The organism is Xenorhabdus eapokensis (assembly GCF_001908105.1).
Genome location: NZ_MKGQ01000079.1, coordinates 1 through 3,157 on the forward strand (window position 1 = coordinate 1; position 3,157 = coordinate 3,157).

Genomic DNA, 3,157 nt, shown 5'->3' on the forward strand with positions numbered 1-3,157 from the left:
CTGAGTTCGGCATGGGGTCAGGTGGGACCACCGCGCTCTTGCCGCCAGACAAATCCTGTTTTCAATCCCGAACAAGCTGTTTTCTCTCTCTGAAACTTTCTCTTCTCTCATGCCCAAAACACCTTCGGTGTTGTCAGGTTAAGCCGCACGGTTCATTAGTACTGGTTAGCTCAACGTCTCGCAACGCTTACACACCCAGCCTATCTACGTCCTCGTCTCGAACGCTCCTTCAGTACCCTCTAAGGAGTAAGGGAAGACTCATCTTAAGGCAAGTTTCCCGCTTAGATGCTTTCAGCGGTTATCTCTTCCGCACTTAGCTACCGGGCAGTGCCATTGGCATGACAACCCGAACACCAGTGGTGCGTCCACTCCGGTCCTCTCGTACTAGGAGCAGCCCCTTGCAATCTTCCAACGCCCACGGCAGATAGGGACCGAACTGTCTCACGACGTTCTAAACCCAGCTCGCGTACCACTTTAAATGGCGAACAGCCATACCCTTGGGACCTACTTCAGCCCCAGGATGTGATGAGCCGACATCGAGGTGCCAAACACCGCCGTCGATATGAACTCTTGGGCGGTATCAGCCTGTTATCCCCGGAGTACCTTTTATCCGTTGAGCGATGGCCCTTCCATTCAGAACCACCGGATCACTAAGACCTACTTTCGTACCTGCTCGAGCCGTCACTCTCGCAGTCAAGCTAGCTTATGCCTTTGCACTAACCTCACGATGTCCGACCGTGATTAGCTAACCTTCGTGCTCCTCCGTTACTCTTTGGGAGGAGACCGCCCCAGTCAAACTACCCACCAGACACTGTCCGCAACCCGGATAACGGGCCTACGTTAGAACATCAAACATTCAAGGGTGGTATTTCAAGGATGGCTCCATGCAGACTGGCGTCCACACTTCACAGCCTCCCACCTATCCTACACATCAAGGCTCAAGGTTCAGTGTCAAGCTATAGTAAAGGTTCACGGGGTCTTTCCGTCTTGCCGCGGGTACACTGCATCTTCACAGCGAGTTCAATTTCACTGAGTCTCGGGTGGAGACAGCCTGGCCATCATTACGCCATTCGTGCAGGTCGGAACTTACCCGACAAGGAATTTCGCTACCTTAGGACCGTTATAGTTACGGCCGCCGTTTACTGGGGCTTCGATCAAGAGCGTCGCCTTGCGGCTAACCCCATCAATTAACCTTCCAGCACCGGGCAGGCGTCACACCGTATACGTCCACTTTCGTGTTTGCACAGTGCTGTGTTTTTATTAAACAGTTGCAGCCAGCTGGTATCTGCGACTGGCCTCGGCTCCGGGAGCAAGTCCCTTCACCTGACGCCAGCGTGCCTTCTCCCGAAGTTACGGCACCATTTTGCCTAGTTCCTTCACCCGAGTTCTCTCAAGCGCCTGAGTATTCTCTACCTGACCACCTGTGTCGGTTTGGGGTACGATTCAATGTTACCTGAGGCTTAGAGGCTTTTCCTGGAAGCAGGGCATCTGTCACTTCAGCACCGTAGTGCCTCGTCATCACGCCTCAGCCTTAAAGCACCCCGGATTTCCCTGGGATGCCAGCCTACACGCTTAAACCGGGACGACCGTCGCCCGGATGACATAGCCTTCTCCGTCCCCCCTTCGCAGTAACACCGAGTACAGGACTATTAACCTGTTTCCCATCGACTACGCTTTTCAGCCTCGCCTTAGGGGTCGACTCACCCTGCCCCGATTAACGTTGGACAGGAACCCTTGGTCTTCCGGCGAGCGGGTTTTTCACCCGCTTTATCGTTACTTATGTCAGCATTCGCACTTCTGATACCTCCAGCAAACCTCACAGTTCACCTTCGCCGGCTTACAGAACGCTCCCCTACCCAACAACACCTAAATGTCGCTGCCGCAGCTTCGGTGCATGGTTTAGCCCCGTTACATCTTCCGCGCAGGCCGACTCGACCAGTGAGCTATTACGCTTTCTTTAAATGATGGCTGCTTCTAAGCCAACATCCTGGCTGTCTGAGCCTTCCCACTTCGTTTCCCACTTAACCATGACTTGGGGACCTTAGCTGGCGGTCTGGGTTGTTTCCCTCTTCACGACGGACGTTAGCACCCGCCGTGTGTCTCCCGTGATAACATTCTTCGGTATTCGCAGTTTGCATCGGGTTGGTAAGTCGGGATGACCCCCTAGCCGAAACAGTGCTCTACCCCCGAAGATGAATTCACGAGGCGCTACCTAAATAGCTTTCGGGGAGAACCAGCTATCTCCCGGTTTGATTGGCCTTTCACCCCCAGCCACAAGTCATCCGCTAATTTTTCAACATTAGTCGGTTCGGTCCTCCAGTTAGTGTTACCCAACCTTCAACCTGCCCATGGCTAGATCACCGGGTTTCGGGTCTATACCCTGCAACTTAACGCCCAGTTAAGACTCGGTTTCCCTGCGGCTCCCCTATGCGGTTAACCTTGCTACAGAATATAAGTCGCTGACCCATTATACAAAAGGTACGCAGTCACCCTGATAAATCAAGGCTCCCACTGCTTGTACGTACACGGTTTCAGGTTCTTTTTCACTCCCCTCGCCGGGGTTCTTTTCGCCTTTCCCTCACGGTACTGGTTCACTATCGGTCAGTCAGGAGTATTTAGCCTTGGAGGATGGTCCCCCCATATTCAGACAGGATACCACGTGTCCCGCCCTACTCTTCGAGCTCACAATACCAGTGTCTTCGGATACGGGGCTCTCACCCTTTACTGCCGGCCTTTCCAGACCGTTCTCCTGACACTGCTATCGCTGATGGCTCTGGGCTCCTCCCCGTTCGCTCGCCGCTACTGGGGGAATCTCGGTTGATTTCTTTTCCTCGGGGTACTGAGATGTTTCAGTTCCCCCGGTTCGCCTCCTTACCCTATGAATTCAGATAAGGATAGTGCAACGGATTGCACTGGGTTTCCCCATTCGGACATCGCCGGCTGATAACGCTTCATATCAGCTCACCGGCGCTTTTCGCAGATTAGCACGTCCTTCATCGCCTCTGACTGCCTAGGCATCCACCGTGTACGCTTAGTCGCTTAACCTCACAACCCGAAGGTGTCTTCGGACTGGAGTTTTTGAGAGACTCATCAATGTTATCGTTCAACAACATCGATTGTTTCAAATTTTCAGCTTGTTCCAGATTGTTAAAGAGCA

At 53.2% G+C, this 3,157-nt stretch carries 1 rRNA gene; it reads right to left on the bottom strand.

The features are described 5' to 3' along the window. Nucleotides 1-134: 134 nt before the first annotated feature. Nucleotides 135-3,045, bottom strand: a 23S ribosomal RNA gene (locus Xedl_RS19160). Between the last annotated feature and the right edge of the window lie 112 nt (nucleotides 3,046-3,157).